Origin of the sequence: Marinobacterium nitratireducens, from assembly GCF_014645375.1 — a bacterium.
GTDB lineage: Bacteria > Pseudomonadota > Gammaproteobacteria > Pseudomonadales > Balneatricaceae > Marinobacterium_A > Marinobacterium_A nitratireducens.
Genome location: NZ_BMLT01000013.1, coordinates 27,111 through 45,050 on the forward strand (window position 1 = coordinate 27,111; position 17,940 = coordinate 45,050).

The 17,940-nt window shown below is 63.7% G+C and carries 11 protein-coding genes; 1 reads left to right on the top strand and 10 read right to left on the bottom strand.

Annotated features, from left to right (window positions below; genetic code table 11):
- Window positions 1-440: 440 nt before the first annotated feature.
- The 5 genes from IEX85_RS20425 to IEX85_RS20445 all read right to left on the bottom strand — a co-directional run bounded on the left by IEX85_RS20425 (window position 441) and on the right by IEX85_RS20445 (window position 4,189).
- The gene (locus IEX85_RS20425; protein ID WP_188862487.1) at window positions 441-920 is read right to left on the bottom strand and encodes a copper chaperone PCu(A)C; all 480 of its coding nucleotides are present in this window, start codon (window positions 918-920) and stop codon (window positions 441-443) included.
- A gap of 192 nt (window positions 921-1,112) precedes the next feature.
- Window positions 1,113-1,718: an SCO family protein gene (locus IEX85_RS20430; protein ID WP_188862488.1), complete on the bottom strand. Its 606-nt coding sequence runs from the start codon at window positions 1,716-1,718 to the stop codon at window positions 1,113-1,115.
- On the bottom strand, window positions 1,715-2,182 hold the full coding sequence (locus IEX85_RS20435) for a hypothetical protein (RefSeq protein ID WP_188862489.1): 468 nt from the start codon (window positions 2,180-2,182) through the stop codon (window positions 1,715-1,717). The genes IEX85_RS20430 and IEX85_RS20435 overlap by 4 nt, the downstream gene beginning before the upstream one ends.
- 72 nt (window positions 2,183-2,254) lie before the next feature.
- Complete coding sequence (locus IEX85_RS20440) at window positions 2,255-3,274, bottom strand: CobW family GTP-binding protein (RefSeq protein ID WP_188862490.1); 1,020 nt, start codon at window positions 3,272-3,274, stop codon at window positions 2,255-2,257.
- Window positions 3,275-3,277: 3 nt separating this feature from the next.
- Window positions 3,278-4,189 (bottom strand): DMT family transporter, encoded by a 912-nt coding sequence (locus IEX85_RS20445; RefSeq protein ID WP_188862491.1) that lies wholly within the window; start codon window positions 4,187-4,189, stop codon window positions 3,278-3,280.
- Between the two features lie 331 nt (window positions 4,190-4,520).
- On the opposite strand from IEX85_RS20445, the gene IEX85_RS20450 reads away from it, so the two are divergent.
- Complete coding sequence (locus IEX85_RS20450) at window positions 4,521-7,169, top strand: bifunctional diguanylate cyclase/phosphodiesterase (protein ID WP_188862492.1); 2,649 nt, start codon at window positions 4,521-4,523, stop codon at window positions 7,167-7,169.
- 345 nt (window positions 7,170-7,514) lie between these two features.
- Here the strand turns inward: IEX85_RS20450 and IEX85_RS20455 are convergent, their stop codons facing one another.
- The 5 genes from IEX85_RS20455 to IEX85_RS20475 form a co-directional block, all read right to left on the bottom strand.
- The gene (locus IEX85_RS20455; protein WP_188862493.1) at window positions 7,515-10,169 is read right to left on the bottom strand and encodes a nitrate reductase; all 2,655 of its coding nucleotides are present in this window, start codon (window positions 10,167-10,169) and stop codon (window positions 7,515-7,517) included.
- Between the two features lie 1,132 nt (window positions 10,170-11,301).
- Complete coding sequence (gene nirD / locus IEX85_RS20460; protein WP_188862494.1) at window positions 11,302-11,646, bottom strand: nitrite reductase small subunit NirD; 345 nt, start codon at window positions 11,644-11,646, stop codon at window positions 11,302-11,304.
- A gap of 12 nt (window positions 11,647-11,658) precedes the next feature.
- Window positions 11,659-14,205, bottom strand: a complete 2,547-nt coding sequence (gene nirB, locus IEX85_RS20465) for a nitrite reductase large subunit NirB (RefSeq protein ID WP_188862495.1) — start codon at window positions 14,203-14,205, stop codon at window positions 11,659-11,661.
- A gap of 64 nt (window positions 14,206-14,269) precedes the next feature.
- On the bottom strand, window positions 14,270-15,526 hold the full coding sequence (locus IEX85_RS20470) for an NAD(P)/FAD-dependent oxidoreductase (protein WP_188862496.1): 1,257 nt from the start codon (window positions 15,524-15,526) through the stop codon (window positions 14,270-14,272).
- 581 nt (window positions 15,527-16,107) lie between these two features.
- A complete protein-coding gene (locus IEX85_RS20475) occupies window positions 16,108-17,841 on the bottom strand; it encodes a bifunctional protein-serine/threonine kinase/phosphatase (protein ID WP_188862497.1) in 1,734 nt (577 codons plus the stop codon).
- Window positions 17,842-17,940: the final 99 nt, after the last annotated feature.

Sequence of the window (17,940 nt, forward strand, 5' to 3'; positions counted from 1 at the left end):
GTCGATCGCTCGCGGAGCGAGCGCCTGCACAAGCTGCGGTCTGCACGATCCGTAGGAGCCCACTCCGTGGGCGAACCGGTCTGGCACCGCAGTCGATCGCTCGCGGAGCGAGCTCCTACAAAAGGAGGTCGTTGCTGCAGGGAACGTAGGAGCCCACTCCGTGGGCGAACCGGTTTTGCACCGCGGTCGGTCGCTCGCGGAGCGAGCGCCTGCACAAGCTGCGGTCTGCACGATCCGTAGGAGCCCACTCCGTGGGCGAACCGGTCTGGCACCGCGGTCGATCGCACGCGGAGCGAGCGCCTGCACAAGCTGCGGTCTGCACGATCCGTAGGAGCCCACTCCGTGGGCGAACCGGTTTGGCACCGCGGTCGATCGCACGCGTAGCGAGCGCCTACACAAGCCTTGGGTTGTCCGGTTCGTAGGGCACATGAAGTGCTCTCCTACTCGGCGTGGTGTTGATGACCGTTTTGCATGCCTTGCATCGTCGCCATTATCGATTTCACCGGTACATCCAGCTGTAGTCGCTGGCCGTCGGAAAATTCGAGGCTCAGGCCGATGCTGTCTCCCTCGCTGAGCACCCGTGTCAGGCCGATCAGCATCAGATGATCGGCGCCCGGCGCCAGACTGTGCTCGCCGCGGCCCGGAATCTCGATGGCGTCAATCCGGCGCATTTTCAGGACGCCATCCTGTTCGCTGTGGGTGTGCAGCTCGACGACGCCGGCGCTATCGGATGCGGCGTCGATCAGCCTGACGGCTTCGTCCGCATCGTTGCGAATCACCAGGAATGCCGCGCTGTTCGACTGCCCCGGGGGGACGGCGCGCGCGTAGGCATCGCTCACCGTTACTTCGGCCAGGGCCGGGCCCGCTACGCACAGCAGTGACGCCAGCAACGGTGCGGCAAAACGTGAAAAACTGGGCATATCGAGTTCCTTTTCGCAGGGTGTTATCCAGTAGCCTGTCGGGCTTAGCCGGTCGTAGCGAGGGAAAGTCTGTTTTGAGTCAGTGTTTGAGCGCGTTTGCGGCAAATAGTGGTTCTATTTAACAAGAATGCGCTCAAAAAATGGCCTAAATCAGCTGTTCCGCAGTAGATCAGTGTTCAGTCAGACAGGCTCCTATAGCAACAGACGAAGTTTAGCGCTCAGCTCGTCGGGGGTGATGTTGTGACTGAGTACTTCCGCGAGGCTGCCGTCGGGCGCGATCAGGTACAGTCTCGAGCTGTGGTCCACGGCGTAGCCGAGTGCGGAGTTGTCCAGTTCGGCAATGCGGTAGTAGGCGCCATACTGACGGACGACCTGGTCTATCTGCTCGCGGGTGCCGGTCAGGCCCACCAGGTTGGGGTGAAAGAAGGCGCTGTATTCGGCCAGTTTCTCGGGGCTGTCCCGTTCAGGGTCGACGCTGATGAAAATACCGCGCACGCGGGCCTGTTCGTCGTCCGAGAGTCGCCGGAAGCCCTGTGTCATGACCGCCAGCGAGGTGGGGCAGACATCGGGACAGGAGGCATAGCCGATGTACATCACCACCGGGTGACCGCGAAAGTCGGCCAGCGACACGGGGCCCGAGCTCGACTGCAACTGGAAGTCGCCCCCCAGGCGCACAGCGCCGAGCGACGGGGCGTCGGCGCTGCCGGGGCGCAGCAGAAAGGCGGCGGTCATGCCTGCCATCAGAAAGGCGGTGAGTACCAGCAGGATGCGCAACGTCTTGAGCGGACTGCCTTTCATCGCGCGCTGAACTCGAAAAGCACGTCGAGGCTGTCGCTCTGGCCTGTTACCTGCACCCGGGCCTGCCAGACCATTTCGCCGGTGCTGCAGATTGCCAGCTCTCCGGTACCGCGCCAGAGGCCCGGATCGGATGTTACAGGTTGCAGCTGCACTTCGTTGATTCCCATGTACATTTCCTTTCCTTCCAGCCGGATGCTGACGGCTTGGGTATCCATTCCGGTGGTACGCACGCGAAACTCCAGCGGTTCAAGCGCGCGCACCTGACGCGGTGCCAGTTCGAGTTCCAGGCTGTGGGCCCCGAGTTCCACGCGGCAAGGCCCCAGGCCCAGATCGCAGTGGTCTGCCCTGAGCTGATCGGCGGGCGGGGGGGCCTGCAGCCAGCGCGGAAGCAGCCAGACGGAGGCGATCAGCACCAGGATCAGGGCGGGGATCGCCAGCCATTGCACGATTGATTTCAGGGGCATATCCAACCTCGTCGCGACATTCTAGATCAGTGGCGGGTGACGGTTAATGCGTCCTATTGTCGCACCCGCCGTTCAGTCCGCGCCGGTCGGTGACTGTTGGCTATCGCCCTCGAGGCAGTCGAGCAGCAGCGCTTCGATGGCGTCCCAGTCACGGGCGTCGCGGCTGATGATTTCCAGCCTCGAGTCGCGGCGCCAGGCCAGCTTGTCGATACTGGCGTCATCCAGCGCCCGGTTGTAGAACAGCCAGACATAGCCAATGCGAAAAGCGCCCTTGATGCGGACCGCGCCATCGAGTCCGTTGAGGCAGGCTTCAAGGCGGTCGTAATCGAACACGTCGTCACGATGGAACACCCAGCCGCAGCTGACGAAATCGGCGCCGGCGCCGGTTCTGCGCACCGGCTTGCCGGGCTCCGGCAACATCAGGTTCTGGGCGGGCGCCGGGCTGTCGAAGGCGTCGTGACTGCCCGGGAACTGTGCGGCCAGGGTGTCGTTGCGGACCAGGTCGAGCAGTGCGCTGTCGAAGCGGCCCTGCTCGGCGGTCGCAACCAGCTGTTTGGGCGGGAACAGCCCGGCCAGTCCCGACTGCGCCTGCCCGACCTGGTCCGGCGAGGCCAGATCGAGCTTGTTCAGCAGCACGATATCGGCGAGGTTGAGCTGGTCCTGGAAGGTTTCGTGACCCGTGACTCGCGGGTCGTCCAGCAGGCGCGGATCAAGCAGGCAGATCACCGCCCGCAGGTCCAGCACATCGCGAAAACTGTCGCCCTGGAGGGTATCGATAATGCCCTCCGGGTGACCGAGGCCGGTCGGCTCTATGATCAGGCGATCGGGTTTGGCGGTTCGGATCAGGGTCGCAAGTCCCGCCCTGAGCATCGGTCCGAGGGCGCAGCAGATACAGCCGCCGGCGAGCTCCTTGATCTGGACGTCGTCAGAGTCCGCCATGGCTGCCTGGTCGACGCCGATCTGGCCGAACTCGTTGACCAGTACCGCCCAGCGTTCGGATTCCGGCTTCTGCTTCAGTAGCGCATTGATGGCGGTGGTCTTTCCGACCCCGAGAAAGCCGGTGATGATGTTGACGGGGATCCGGTTCGGCATCGTTCAAGTCTCCTGTGTTCTGTGGCCTGCGCGCTCTGGAGCCGGCCGGCGCGATGGCAGCTGTGCCAGCAGCATGCCGGCGAGCATCAGTGCGCAGCCGAGCAGGCTGCGCAGGCTCAGTGTTTCCTGCAGCAGCAGCCAGCCGCCCAGCACCGCGAAAACCGCTTCCAGACTCATGATGATGGCAGCGTGCGCCGCCGGCGTATGTCGCTGGGCGTAGACCTGCAGTGTATAGGCGACGCCGACCGACAACAGACCGGCGTAGGCGATCGGCTCCCAGGCCAGCATCAGGTTGTGGATGTTGAAACTGTCGGCTTCGAACAGCAGGGCGCAGACCAGGCAGAGCAGGGCGCAGACGCCAAACTGCACGATCGACAGCCGCAGGCCGTCCAGGTTAGGTGCCAGGCGTCCGATGACCAGCACGTGAGCCGCCCAGAAAGCGGCGCCGACCAGCTCGAGCAGGTCGCCACGATTGATCTGCATGGCCTCGTTGATACTGAGCAGGTAAAGCCCGCCAAGCGCCAGAACGCAGCCGGCCCAGATGCCGCGGCTTACCGCCTGGCCCATCAGCCAGGCGGCCAGCGGAACCAGCACGATATAGAGGCCGGTAATGAAGCCTGCGTTGCCCGCAGTGGTGAACTGCAACCCCACCTGCTGCAGCGAGGCGCCGCAGAAAAGCACCGAACCTGCCAACAGACCTCCACGCAGCAGACCGCAGGGGCGGGCCTGGCCCGCCCGGGCACGAAATACCAGTGTCAGCGGCAGCAGCGACACGGCCCCGAGGGCGAAACGGGCGGCATTGAATCCAAAAGGCCCCAGATGGTCCATGCCGACCCGCTGGGCGACGAAAGCAAGTCCCCAGATGGCTGCGACCAGCAGCAGGATCAGGTTGGCTTTGAGTCGGTTTCCAGGCATTGATGGCTCCGTCGGGACTGGCGCTTGGTGGCGGGTTTTGAAAAATAGGGCGTAAGGGTAAAGTGCTGTGACGGCAAGGTACAGTCCTTGCTTGGCACTTGGTGAATTAGTTGCGTGGTGCCGGGTGGATTAATAGGTCCCGATCCGTTCCGATTGCCAGTTTTTGGCCCGAAAATGCTATTGTGCGGCTGCAAGATGGCGGGGAAGCGCTTATAGTTCTAGGTACAACATAGGGATCCCGGCGACCGGGCGTGTTGTTGTCGGCCGTCACTGTGACCACCCAGTCGTTATGGACCGGGTGCCGAGTGTAGCCTGGGATTGGATGGGGTAGATGACCGATAGTATCAAGCCGCTACGTCTGCTGATCGCTCTGCTGTCATTGCTGATGCTGTTGTCGGTCCTGGGTTTTGGCTGGTTCAGCTGGCAGGACGTTCGCCAGGATGTCACCCGGGAGCTGCATCAGCAGAACAGCGACTTCATCGAGCAGACAGAAGCCTTTTTCCGCCATCAGGAGCAACTGCTGCTGTCGGCGATGCAGCCGTTGGTGCGCGACAACAAGCTTCGCCGATCGGAGCTTCAGGCTGCGCTCGACAAACTGTCGGGTGCGGTTCCCGAGCTGCAGTCGCTGGCCGTGCTCGATCGTCGCGGCGAACTGCTGCTCTCGGTCGGCGGCTATGTGCCCGATAACGTGGCCTCACTTTCCTCCGATGCGCTGACCCAAGCCCGGTATACCGGTCAGCTTAAACTCGGCTCGCTATATCGTTCGGACAGTCGGGAGCCAACTCTGCTGCCCGCCTTCGTGGCCTTGCATGACGACGCCGGCAGTTTGCTGGCGTTCGTCGTGGCGGGTTACCGTATCAGCGGCGACGATTCGATCTGGAGCTCGCTGCGCACGCCCGAGGGAGCTGGGCTCTGGCTGCTTGGCGACGACGGCAGGGCCCGCTTTGCGCACCCGATGACCGGCGGCCTGCTGCGCAATATCATCGACTGGAAACTGGATGCGCTGGAACTCGGCGAACTGATGGAGCGCGGGGCCTACGGTCCCAGCGGCGAAGTCTTTCGCCTGACGCTCGGTGGCGAACCGCTGGTGGTGCAGGCGCAGCTGTTGCCGCAGCACCAGTTCGTGTCGGTTGCCTTCATGCCGCTGAGCCGGCAGTTCTGGCTCTGGACCGGCAAGGTGCAGTCGGTGGGTCTGTTGCTGGCGCTGTTCCTGTTGATTTCGTTTCTGGTGTACCGGCTGGTGTCGCTCGCCAATACACGCCTGGAGAATGCGCGTCAGCTGGCCGAGGGCAATCTTTCCAAGCTCTCTCAGGCGATCGAGCAGAGCCAGGACAGCGTGGTGGTAACGGACAGCAGCTGGTGCATCGAGTACGCCAACCGGCGTTTCGAGGGTGACGTCAAACAGGACGAATCCCGCCTCAAGGGCGTGCCGGTGACCAACTTCGCCCCCCACGACATGCTGCGTCATGACCTGCTGCAGATTCAGAACAAGGTTGCCGAGACCGGCAGCTGGTACGGCGAGCGCCGGCGCGAGGGCACCGACCAGTGGTACGAATTCTCGATCTCGGCGGTCGAGAGCCCCGGAATTGAAGAGTCCAGTTTCATCCTCATCGCCCAGGATATCAGCGAGCGCAAGAGCGCCGAGGCGCGCCTGTACCAGCAGGCCAACTTCGATTCCCTTACCGGGCTGCCGAATCGCCGTCGTGCCAGCGAAGTGATCTCCGGCTCGGTGGATCAGGCCTGGTCGCAGAAAGGTCAGCTGGCGGTGCTGTACCTGGACCTCGACAACTTCAAGACCATCAACGATACCTCCGGTCACCTGTTCGGCGATCAGGTGCTGATTCAGGTGGCGGACCGGCTGCAGAAGGTCGTCGACGATTATGGCCACCTGGCCCATATGAGCGGCGATGAATTCCTGATTCATTTTCGCTTCAACGAGGTTTCCGAGGTCGAGTCTGTTGCCGCCAGCATCATTGCGGCTTTCCGTGAACCGCTGTTGCTGCAGGGCAAGAACCTCAACATGTCCACCAGTGTCGGTATCGCGCGTTACCCGGTGGACAGTCCCGACGTTCAGGGCCTGATCCGCGACGCCGATATCGCGCTGTACGAGTCCAAGCGTCGCGGCCGCAATCGCTTCACCTTCTTCGACGCCGAACTGGACAAGCGCATGAAGCGCAAGCTGGAGATCGAGAACCAGCTGCCCAGTGCGCTCAACTCCGGTGAGCTCTATATGGTCTATCAGACCAAGAACCGCATCGGTACCGGTGAAGTGGTGGGCTTCGAGGCGCTGATGCGCATGAACTGCAAGGTGCTCGGGCGGGTCGGTCCGGACGAGTTCATCGAGGTTGCCGAAGAGACCGGATTTATCGAGGCGATGGGGCGTTTCGCGCTGATGCGTGGCTGCGAAGACCTGGCGCGACTGCAGAAACTCAGCGGCAAGCCGCTGACGATGGCGATCAACATGTCGGTGCGACAGCTGGGCAGTGACGACATAGTCGGCCACGTACGGGAGGCGATCGAATACTCCGGTATCGATCCCGCCACCCTGGAGCTCGAGATCACAGAAACGCTGCTGGCTGAAAACGTCGAGGTGATCATGCCGCGGCTGGACAAGCTGCGCGCGCTGGGTCTGTCGCTGACCATCGATGACTTCGGTACCGGCTACAGCTCGATGGCCTACCTGACCCGTTTCCCGGTTTCGACGCTGAAGATCGACAAGTGTTTCGTCAACGATATGGCCACCAGTCACAATGACGCGACGGTCGCCCGCACCATTATCCAGATGGCCCACGCGCTGGAGCTTAAGGTGGTGGCCGAGGGCATAGAGGATGAGTCCCAGTGGCGCATGCTGCGTCGGTTCGGCTGCGATATCGGCCAGGGTTACCTGTTCTCGCGGCCCATCCCCCTCGAGGACGTCTGTGTCCTGCTGGAAACCACCGCCAATATCCCGCTGCTGCAGCCGGCCAGTGAGCAGAGCTGATGGAGCCGTTCCATTCGCGGCGGGGCGTCACTCCCACGGTTCAAATCATAGCGCGCGGCTAGCTGATACCGTTGTAGGAGCTCACTCCGTGAGCGATCAAGCACGGTGCCAGTCCGTCCCACGGAGTGGGCGCCTGCGACAGGCAGAGTGCCACCCGATACAAACCTCGTCCCGCGGTGAAGCCAACCGCCGTGCAATCCCAGGCCTGTTCCCGACGGGGCGTCGGTCCTACGGTGCTTCGGATGACGCGTAGGAGGCGCGCCCAGCGGCGAACTGGGCCTCGGTGCAATTCCTGGCGACTGTGCCCGGCGAGGCGCCGGTCCTACGGCAATCCTGCCTGACCGGTCAGCCTCGCTTTTCGCCAATCAGCGCTTTCAGTTCCGGAATGCAAGAGCCGCAGTTGGTACCGCAGCCGAGTTCCCGGCCAAGGCTTTCCACCGAGTGCGTCTTTTCGCCGAGCGCCTTGAGGATGCGCTTTTCGCCAACCTGCAGGCAGGCGCAGACGATAGCGCCCTGATCGGCGGCCTCGCCGTTGCAGGGCCGGCCTGCCAGCAGCCGGGCGCGCTCGCCGGCATCCAGCGTTTTTCCGAGCTGGTCGCCGAGCCAGCCGTGTGACGGTAGCTCGCCGTCGCAGGCGCCGATGAACACCCACTGCAGGCGACCGTCCCGAAAGGATGCCGCGCGGTAGTGGCGGTTGCGGCTGTCGAGCAGCTCGATGCGGTCGTTGCCGGCCGGCAGCCAGGCCTCCAGCCAGACACGCCAGTCCTCGACTGCGGTAAAGCCAGCCAGCCGGTAGCGTTCGCCGCGGGGCAGGCTTGCCCGGCTCCAGTAGTCGCAGGGGAGTGCGTCTATTGGCTCGAGGCTCAGCAGCAGCCCCCGCCAGTGCTGTTCGACAACCTCCAGGCGCACGGGGCTTTGTTTGGACTCCGGCTGGCCGGAGACGGGGTCGGTCACGGGTGCAACCAGCGCATCGACGCAGCCGGCCGCGGTATAGCGGTCGTTCCAGTGCATCGGCGCGAACAGCGAACCGGGGCGCTGGCCGTCGCTGATGCGTGCACGACCGATGTAGCTTTGCTCGCGGGCATGAAGGCGAACCAGGTCGCCGTTGGCGATACCGCGGCGCGAGGCGTCCTGTGCGTGGATCTCGACGTAGGGTTCGTCGCAGTGCTCCAGCAGTCGAGGGCTGCGGGCCGTCCGGGTCATGCTGTGCCACTGGTCGCGGACGCGTCCGGTATTGAGCACCAGTTCGTCCATCCGGCATGGCGTGGCCGGCGGGCGTGCCCATACCGGCAGCAGGCGGGCGCGGCCGGAGGGCGTGTAGAAGCCGCCGTCGCCGAACAGGCGTGCGGTGCCTTCGGGGCAACGATCGGTCACCGGCCACTGGATCGGCGCCAGGGCGTCGTACTGGGCCTGGCTCAGCTGCGCCAGCGCCGAGATGTCGAAGTCGCGGCTGCCGTTGTTGCGAAATCCGGAGAGGGCGGCGTGTTCGCGAAAGATCTCCGCCGGATGCCGGTAGGCGAAGGCCTCGCCAAAGCCCATCCGCGTGGCGACGTCGCACAGAATCTGCCAGTCGTGGCGGGCTTCGCCAGGCGGCGGCAGCAGCGAGCGCTGGCGCGAAATGCGCCGTTCGGAGTTGGTCACGGTACCGTTTTTCTCGGCCCAGGTGGTGGCCGGCAGCAGTATGTCCGCCAGCCGGGTGGTATCGGTATCGGCGACGCAGTCGCTGACCACCACCAGCTCGCAGCGCTCGAGCGCACGCCTGACCCGGGCCGCGTCCGGCAGGCTGAACGCCGGATTGGTGCCGATGATCCAGACTGCCTTGACGTCGCCCGCCTCAACGGCGCGGAACAGGTCGACAGCCTTGAGACCTTCGTTTTGCGCGAGCCGCGGCGCCTGCCAGAAGGTGCGCACCGCGTCGAGGTGATCGGGGTTGGCGAAATCCATGTGCGCGGCCAACTGGTTGGCCAGCCCTCCGACCTCGCGTCCTCCCATGGCGTTGGGTTGCCCGGTGAGCGAAAACGGACTGGCGCCGGGCTTGCCGACCCGCCCGGTGGCCAGGTGGCAGTTGATGATGGCGTTGGCCTTATCGGTACCGGACGAGGACTGGTTGATGCCCTGGGAGTAAAGCGTCAGGCTGCGCTCGGTCGCCGCGAAGCGCTGGTATAGCCACTCGAGCTCGGCGGCCGGCAGCCCGCAGAGCGCCGCGGTGGTGGCGATGTCTGGACACTGCTCGCGGGCGGCGGCCAGCGCTTCGTCGAAACCCTCGCAGTGGCGCTCGATATAGGTCTGGTCCAGTGCATTGCGGTCCGCCAGATAGGTCAGCAGACCGTTGAACAGATAGCCGTCGCTGCCCGGCTTCAACGCCAGGTGCCGATCGGCCAGATCGCAGGTGGCGGTGCGGCGCGGATCCAGCACCACGACCTTCATGCCGGGTCGGCGTTCCCTGGCGCGGGCCAGGCGCTGATACAGAATCGGGTGCGCCCAGGCGGCGTTCGAGCCGACCAGCACTACCAGGTCTGCCAGTTCGAGATCTTCGTAGCAGGCGGGAACGCTGTCACTGCCGAAGGCGCGTTTTTGCGCCGCGACCGCCGACGACATGCACAGTCGGGAGTTGGTGTCGACGTTGGCGCTGCCGATAAAGCCCTTCATCAGCTTGTTGGCGACGTAGTAGTCCTCGGTCAGGATCTGGCCGGAAAGGTAGAAAGCGACGGAATCCGGGCCGTGCTCCTCGATCAACCGGGTGAATCGGCCGGCGACCTCGTCCAGCGCGCTGTCCCAGGATACGTCCCGACCCTTTACCCTTGGGCGCAGCAGGCGGCCCTCATGGCCCGTGGTTTCGTGCAGTGCCGAGCCCTTGACGCAGAGTCGGCCTGCGTTGGCCGGATGATGCCTGTCGCCGCTGACGGCGATCAGCTCTCGCTGCTCGACCTTCGCCTCGACACCGCAGCCGACGCCGCAGTAGGGGCAGGTAGTGCTCGTGGTGCATTCGGTTCGGTTCATGGTTTTACTTCCGCTATCTTGATCGTGTTGCGGCCCGGCTCCGGCATCTTCTGTGGCAGTGGCGTAGCCCAACTCATGCGCATCCATGCGCCTGCGGCATACCGTACATAAAAAAACGCCACCTTCCGCCGGGTGGCGGGAGGTGGCGCCATTGCCAACTTCCCCTTCGAGCCTTGACACTCTTTGGTGTCTTTCGATAAGTCTTTATATGCGAATGGCGTGCCAATTATGGTAAAGCAGCGCCGGTTGGCGGTATGGCTGAGGTTTCGCGGCTTCCGGGCGCGCTGGCGTCGCTCCTGCTTCGGGTGTTCGGGGGCGCTTTGGTGCGTAGCGATGGGTTTCTGCACTCCGATGGGGCGTGTTACGGAGCCGCAATACATAAACCCCGCTCCAGCACCTCCTGTGCTCGCGGGATGACCGCCAGGGATGGTGGAAGGCCTGAAATCGCAGGAGCGGATTTCAGGGAAATACGTCCATGATCGCCGCTCCTGCGCATCCATGCGCCCGCGGCATGACCGCCAAGGATGGCGGAAGTACCATTTTTGCAGGAGCAAAAAATGGTGACCGTACATCCTGTACATAAAAAAACACCACCTCCCGCCGGTTGGCGGAAGATGGTGCCATTGCCAAAACTGTCCCCTGGCCTGCTCTCATCGGCCCTGTGCCGGGCGGGCTTCCTGTCCGGCTTGTTGTTTTGTCCCCGCAGATAGGTGCCCTTTGTTGTTTCAAGGCCGCCTTCACCTGGGCACTGAGCCGGCGGTCCTGTCGGTTGCGATCTGTTGCTGTCTGCCGGTGCTTTATAGTCTTTCGATGTTTCTCGACCGGCGATGCCGCTATTGATGCGGCCGGAACAGCTCGCAAGCGCTCTGCAGATTCAAAAAAAACGTCATCCCCGTCACGTGACAGACGGGGATGACGCCATTGCCAAACTTCCCCTGAAGGCGCCGACCACAGGGTCGCGGCCTTCCGATACAAGGAAGTAAGCCAATAGCGTGCCAACTTTTATTATTCTTTGTTTTTCCCCTGCATCATCCGTAACGTCAGGGGCTGGCTGACAGAGCCGGCGGTCGCTGGGGGCTGACAACCGGCTCCGGGTGGGACAGTTTGGCGCACAGCGCCGGGGCATTGCGCGTTAACGGGGCGTCGGGTCCATCAGCACCACATCGTCGTCGAGAGCGACCTGCCATACCGACAGACGGATACCGTCGTCTTCCAGGCAGCGGCCGTCGACCAGGCTGAAGTGCTGCTTGTACAGCGGCGAGGCCACCACCGGTTCGTCGGCGATGGAGCCGACGATGCCGCGGGACAGCACGTTGGCGCCGCCGATCGGGTCGTGGTTGTCGATGGCATAGACCCGGTCATCCTCGGGCAGGTAGAAGAGGGCGACCTGGCGTCCTTCGACCAGGGCGCAGACGCCGCTGCCAGCCACCAGGTCGTTTATGCCGCACAGCGGCGTCCAGTTGGATTTGGTATTCATCGTCTCTAGTCCTCAGCTGACAAGCTTGATCGGTTCTGCCTTGTCGGCGGTCTTTTCGGCGGCCGTGGCCGGCCGGATCTGGTCGCGTTCCATGACGAAGACCACGTTGTCGTCGCTGGCATCGGCGTTGACGAACGGGCGGAAGCGCTTGAGGGCTTCCGGGTCTTCCAGGGTCTTCTTCCATTCGCATTCGTAGGTGCCGATGATCTGCTGCATCTGTGCCTCGAGTTCGTCGCCGAGGCCCAGCGAGTCCTCGATGATCACCTCGCGCAGGTAGTCGAGGCCGCCCTCGAGGTTGTCCATCCACACCGAGGTGCGCTGCAGCCGATCCCCGGTCTTGATGTAGAACATCAGGAAACGGTCGATATAGCGGATCAGCGTCTCGCGATCGAGATCGGTAGCGAAAAGGTCGGCGTGGCGCGGTTTCATGCCGCCGTTGCCGCACAGGTAGAGGTTCCAGCCGTTTTCGGTGGCGATGATGCCGACATCCTTGCTCTGGGCTTCGGCGCACTCGCGGGTGCAGCCGGAGACCGCGAACTTGAGCTTGTGCGGCGCGCGCAGGCCCTTGTAGCGGTTCTCGATATCGATCGCGAGGCCGACGCTGTCGTCGACGCCGTAGCGGCACCAGGTGCTGCCGACGCAGGATTTGACGGTACGGACCGACTTGCCGTAGGCGTGGCCGGTCTCGAAGCCGGCGTCGACCAGTTCCTGCCAGATCAGCGGCAGTTGTTCGAGGCGGGCGCCGAACAGGTCGACACGCTGGCCGCCGGTGATCTTGGTGTAGAGGTTGTATTTCTTCGCCACCTGGCCGAGCACGATCAGCTTGTCCGGAGTGATCTCGCCGCCCGCGACCCGCGGCACCACCGAATAGGTACCGTCCTTCTGCATGTTGGCCAGATAGGTGTCGTTGGTGTCCTGCAGACCGACATGGGGTTTCTTGAGCACGTACTCGTTCCAGCACGAAGCGAGGATAGAGCCAATGGTTGGTTTACAGATATCGCAGCCTTTGCCCTTGCCATGCTTGTGCAGCAACTCGTCGAAGCTCTTGATCTGATCGACGCGCACCAGGTGGTAGAGCTCCTGGCGGGTGTAGGGAAAGTGCTCGCAGATATCGGTGCTCACCGCAACGCCGCGCGATTCCAGTTCGTGGTTGACGACGTTGGTCAGCAGTGCCGCACAGCCGCCGCAGCCGGTGGCTGCCCGGGTTTCGCCCTTGACGCCGGCAACGTCGCTGCAGCCGTTGTCGATCGCCTGGCAGATGGCGCCCTTGCTGACATCGTGGCAGGAACAGATCTGTGCGCTTTCCGGCAAGGCCGAGACGCCGAGCCCCGGCTTGGCGTCACCACCGCGCTGCGGCAGGATCAGACTGTCCGGGAACTCCGGCAGTTCGATACCGTTGAGGGCGTACTGCAGCAGGGTGCCGTAGTCCTCGGCGTCGCCGACCAGTATGGCGCCGAGTAGCTGCTTGCCGCTTTCGTTGACGACGATTTTCTTGTAGACGCCGCAGGCTTCGTCGAGGTAGGTGTAACTGCGCGAGCCGGTGGTGTGGGCGTGGGCATCGCCGATGCTGGCAACGTCGACGCCCATCAGTTTGAGCTTGGTGCTCATGTCGGCGCCGAGGAACTGGCTGTCTTCGCCCAGCAGCTTGGCGACCGCGACCTTGGCCATGCTGTAGCCCGGTGCGACCAGGCCGAAGATGCGGCCGCACCAGAGCGCGCACTCGCCGATGGCGAAGATGTTCTTGTCGGAGGTCAGGCAGTCGTTGTCGATGACGATGCCGCCGCGCTCGCCGATCTCCAGTTTTGCGCTGCGAGCCAGCTCGTCACGCGGACGTATGCCGGCGGAGAACAGGATCAGGTCGGTTTCCAGCGATTCGCCGTCGGCGAACTCCATGCGGTGCACGGCGTTCTCGCCGTCGACGATCTGTTGGGTGTTCTTGCCGGTGTGCACCTGCACGCCCAGCTCCTCGATCTTGTCGCGCAGTACCTTGCCGCCGGCATCGTCCAGCTGTACCGCCATCAGGCGCGGCGCGAACTCGACCACGTGAGTCTGAAGGCCGAGATCGCGCAGCGCTTTCGCCGCTTCGAGCCCCAGCAGGCCGCCGCCGACGACGACGCCGGTTTTGCCGTTGGCGGCGCTGGCCTTGATCGCCTCGAGGTCTTCGATGGTGCGGTAGACCAGGCAGTGCTCGCGATCGTGACCCGGCACCGGCGGCACGAACGGATAAGAGCCGGTGGCCAGCACGATGCGGTCGTAGGGCAACTCAGTGCCCTTGTCGCTGGTGACGACCTGGCGTTCGCGGTCGATGGCGACGGCCTTTTCATTGAGCAGCACCCTGAAACCCCATTCGGCATACTGCGCCGGCTGGCCCATCGCCAGATCCCCGGCGCTCTTGCCGGCGAAGTATTCGCTCAGGTGAACACGGTCGTATGCCAGGCGCGGCTCCTCGCAGAACACCGTGACGTCGAAGCGGGCGCTTTCACCACTTTCCGCCAGGCTCTGCAGGAACTGGTGACCGACCATGCCGTTGCCGATAAGGATCAGTTTGGTCTTGTTCATGGGTCTCTCCGGTTACGAATTCGTTATCGGAAGCGGCGCGGCGCGCCGATTCCTGTGTCAGTTGTCATACCGCGATGTCGCGCGGCGGTTCGGCAAAGTCCACGCCGTTGTCGGCATCGCAGTAAGCGCGGCCGAACGGCAACATCGGAATCAGGTCGTCGAGTGGGGCCTGTTGTTGCAGCAGCTCGAAATACCAGGGGCCGTCGCGGGTGTCGCCGTACAGCACGACGCCGGCCAGGCGGTTGTCCCGCAGCAGCAGCTTGCGGTAGACGCCGGCCCCGGGATCGCTGAGGGTCAGTGTTTCCAGGCCGGGCGCCTCGAGGTGCTCGCCGGCCGAGTACAGATTGATACCCGAGACCTTTAGCTGGGTCGGTACCGGCGCGGCGCGATAAGGAGTGGTCAGACCCCGGACCAGCCGCTCCGCGAGCAGGCGTGCCTGCTCGAAGATCGGCGCAACCAGCCCGAAGGTCCGACCACGGTGCTCGATACATTCGCCCAGCGCGCTGATCGCCGGGTCTTCGCTGCGCAGCAGGTCATCGACCAGCAGGCCGTGGCCGCACTTGAGCCCGGCATCCTGCGCCAGCGCGATATTGGGGGTAATGCCGGTGGCGATTACGGCACAGTCGGCTGCAAGGCGCTCGCCGCCTTTCAGCTGCGCCCCGGTCACCCGGGTCTCGCCTTCGAAGGCGACGACTTCGTCGCCGAGCCGGAAACGGATGCCGCGGGCTTCGAGCGCGCTGCGGAGCAGACGGCCGGCATAGCGGTCCAGCTGTCGGTTCATCAGCCAGTCGGCGCGGTGTACCAGGGTGACGTTCAGACCGCGCTTGTTGAGCGCGTGGGCGGCCTCGAGGCCCAGCAGGCCTCCGCCGACGACGACCGCGTCGCGGCTCTGCTCGCTGCGATCGAGAATGTGCTCGACATCCCGGCAGGTGCGAAAGTCGAAGATGCCGTCCAGGCCCTGATTCTGCGCTGGTATCCGCGCCGGGCGCGAACCTGTGGCCAGCACCAGATGATCGTAGTCGCAGCGCACGCCGGCGTGGCTGATGACGCGGCGGGCGACCCGGTCGATGCGCACGACGGCGTCGCCGCTGTACAGCCGGATACCGTTGTCGCGGTACCAGTCGGCGCTTTTCAGCTGGATCGCTTCGCGATCGGTTTCGCCGGCGAGCAGCGGCGACAGCTGAATGCGGTTGTAGGCGCCGCCGGCTTCTTCGCCAAACACGCTGATGTCGAAGTGGCCGGAGCCCTGGCGCAACAGCTCGTCCAGCAGTCGGCTGGTGGCCATGCCGTTACCGATGATGATGAGCTTTTGTCGTTCCATCAGGCGACTCCCGATTGGTCAAAACGAAAAAAGGCGCTCATCGACCGTGCCCTAGGGCACGGGGATGAACGCCTTTGTTCAGGGGCCCCAGAAGGGGCAACGATTTGTATGCTCAGACTAAAGCAGGGTGCGTGCCAGTTTTAATAATCGATTTTAAATCAGATGCTTAATGCGATTTTGCTGTGTTCTGACAGGGGCTCTCTGCACCGAATGGGGTAATCGGGGTGCATCGGTGCATGGGATTGGTGCATTGTTGGTGACGGGTGACGGGTGACGGGTGACGGGTGACGGGTGACGGGTGACGGGTGACGGGTGACGGGTGACGGGGGAGCCGTTTCACCCATGCGGCTGGCATATCGCGTATCGCATGCACGGACTGGAGGGTGGGTCTAGCGGTGCAACGGCGCTCGCTTACAGCTGCTCTGGCGCTCTGTGCACCGCGTAACCCGCAATATCGATCGTAGTGCAGATCGATTGGTTTCTGTCGGCAGAGCGCTCGTTGGGTTCACTTGAATTTGCTCCTGCAATTCCAGTATTCCCGCCGTCCATGGCGGTCACGCGACTACGTCGCCAGACCCATCCTACAAAAGCAGCTGCAACAGGTTGAGCAGCAACAGCAGCGCCGCGAGCAACTGCCAGGTGAGCAAAGGATTGCGGGTCAGCAGCGGCTGATCGCGGATCTGTGCCTCGAGTCTCGGGTTTGGCGTGCCGAGATCCTGAAGAAACTCGGAGTAGGCGTCGTAGCGGTGTACCGGGTTGGGTTGCAGCGCCTTGCGCAGACAGCCTTCCATCCACAGCGGCAGGTCACTGCGGTAGCGCAGAGCCGGAATGTATTTCAATTCGCCGTAGTGACCGATGCGATGGCGCTTCACCGAAGGCTCGCGATAGGGGAGTTCGCCGGTGAGCATCTCGTAGGCGATTACCGCCAGCGAATAGAGGTCGGAGCGAAAGCTGCCGGGCTGTCCCAGCAGATACTCGGGCGCCACGTAGTTGACCGATCCCTGGGGAATGGACTTGTCCAGCGGCGATACCATCTCCTCTATACCGGCGATGCGCACAGTGCCGAAATCGAGAATGCGGATGCGGCCGTCCCGGTCGAGCATGATGTTTTCCGGCTTAAGGTCCTGGTGCACCATCTCGGCACGTTGAAAGGCCCGCAGGCCGGCGACGATCTGGCGCAGCAGATCGCGCACCTGAGCGAGCGGCGGCCGGGGATGGTCCTGCATCCACTGACGCAGGTTCTGGCCTTCGATATGCTCGCCAAGGTAATACATGAAGCGCTTGGGACGGGGCGGGGCGTAGGTTTTCATCACATTGGGGTGATCAAGACGGCGACCGACCCACTCTTCGCGCATGAAACCGTCGAGGTAGACGCTGTCCTCGGCGAAATTTTCGGACGGTGCCTTGAGCACGTACTGGCGGTCGCCATACAGGTCCTTGACGCGATACATGTGGCTGCGGGTGCCGCTGAAAATGACCTCCAGTACCTCGTAGTCGTCGATGCGGTTGCCGATTTCCAGAACCGGCGGGATGGGCAGCGCGGTCAGGCGACGGTAGTTCTCGTCCGGGGTTTCCAGCGGCAGGGCGTCCACTTCGATCAGCAGTGCCGTGAGGTTGTCGTCGCTGCCGCCGGCAAGCGCCGCGTCGAGCATTGCCGCGCAGGCCCCGACGGGATCAGGGTTGTTATTCAGCAATGAGGCTATGCTGTGCCGGTCCAGGTGCTGGTGAACGCCGTCGGTGGTCAGCAGGATGCGGTCGCCGACCTGCAGCTCCTGCTGCCGGTAGTCGACCTCCAGGTGCTGATCGGCTCCGAAAGCGCGCGACAGGAAGTTGCGGCCGTGCTCGACGTGGACATGGTCCCGCGTCAGCTGCTCGAGTTCGCCGTCGCGCAGGTGCCAGATACGGCTGTCGCCGACATGGAAGCAGTGCAGCGTGGTGGATTTGATGACGGCGGCCGAGAAGGTGCAGAGCATGCTGTCATCGCGACCCTGACGGGCGGCGTTCTGCTGGTACAGCCAGCTGTTGAGGCTGGAGATGACCCGTGCAGCGGCATGGCGCGTACTCCAGCTGTCCGGCGTGCTGAGGTAGTCGGAGATAAAGCTGGTAACGGCGGTCTGACTGGCGATATGGGAGTCGGCGCAACTGCTGACACCGTCGGCGACCACGGCCACGGCCCCCTTGAGCCGGGCGCTGGCGTCGTCCGGGTTGTGGGCGGCGAAGGCGTCCTGGTTGACCGGCTTCACACCGCCACGCGACTGTCCGCCAAAGCGGACTCCGAGCCCCGCCGCGGCGGGGGTGTATTCCGATTGCTTCATTAGGTGCCTACAAGGGTGCCTCCATCGATGGATCTATTGCCGTCGTCTGCAGGAGCCCGCGGAGCGGGCGAATTGGGCTGGGGCGTGGCACCAGATTCG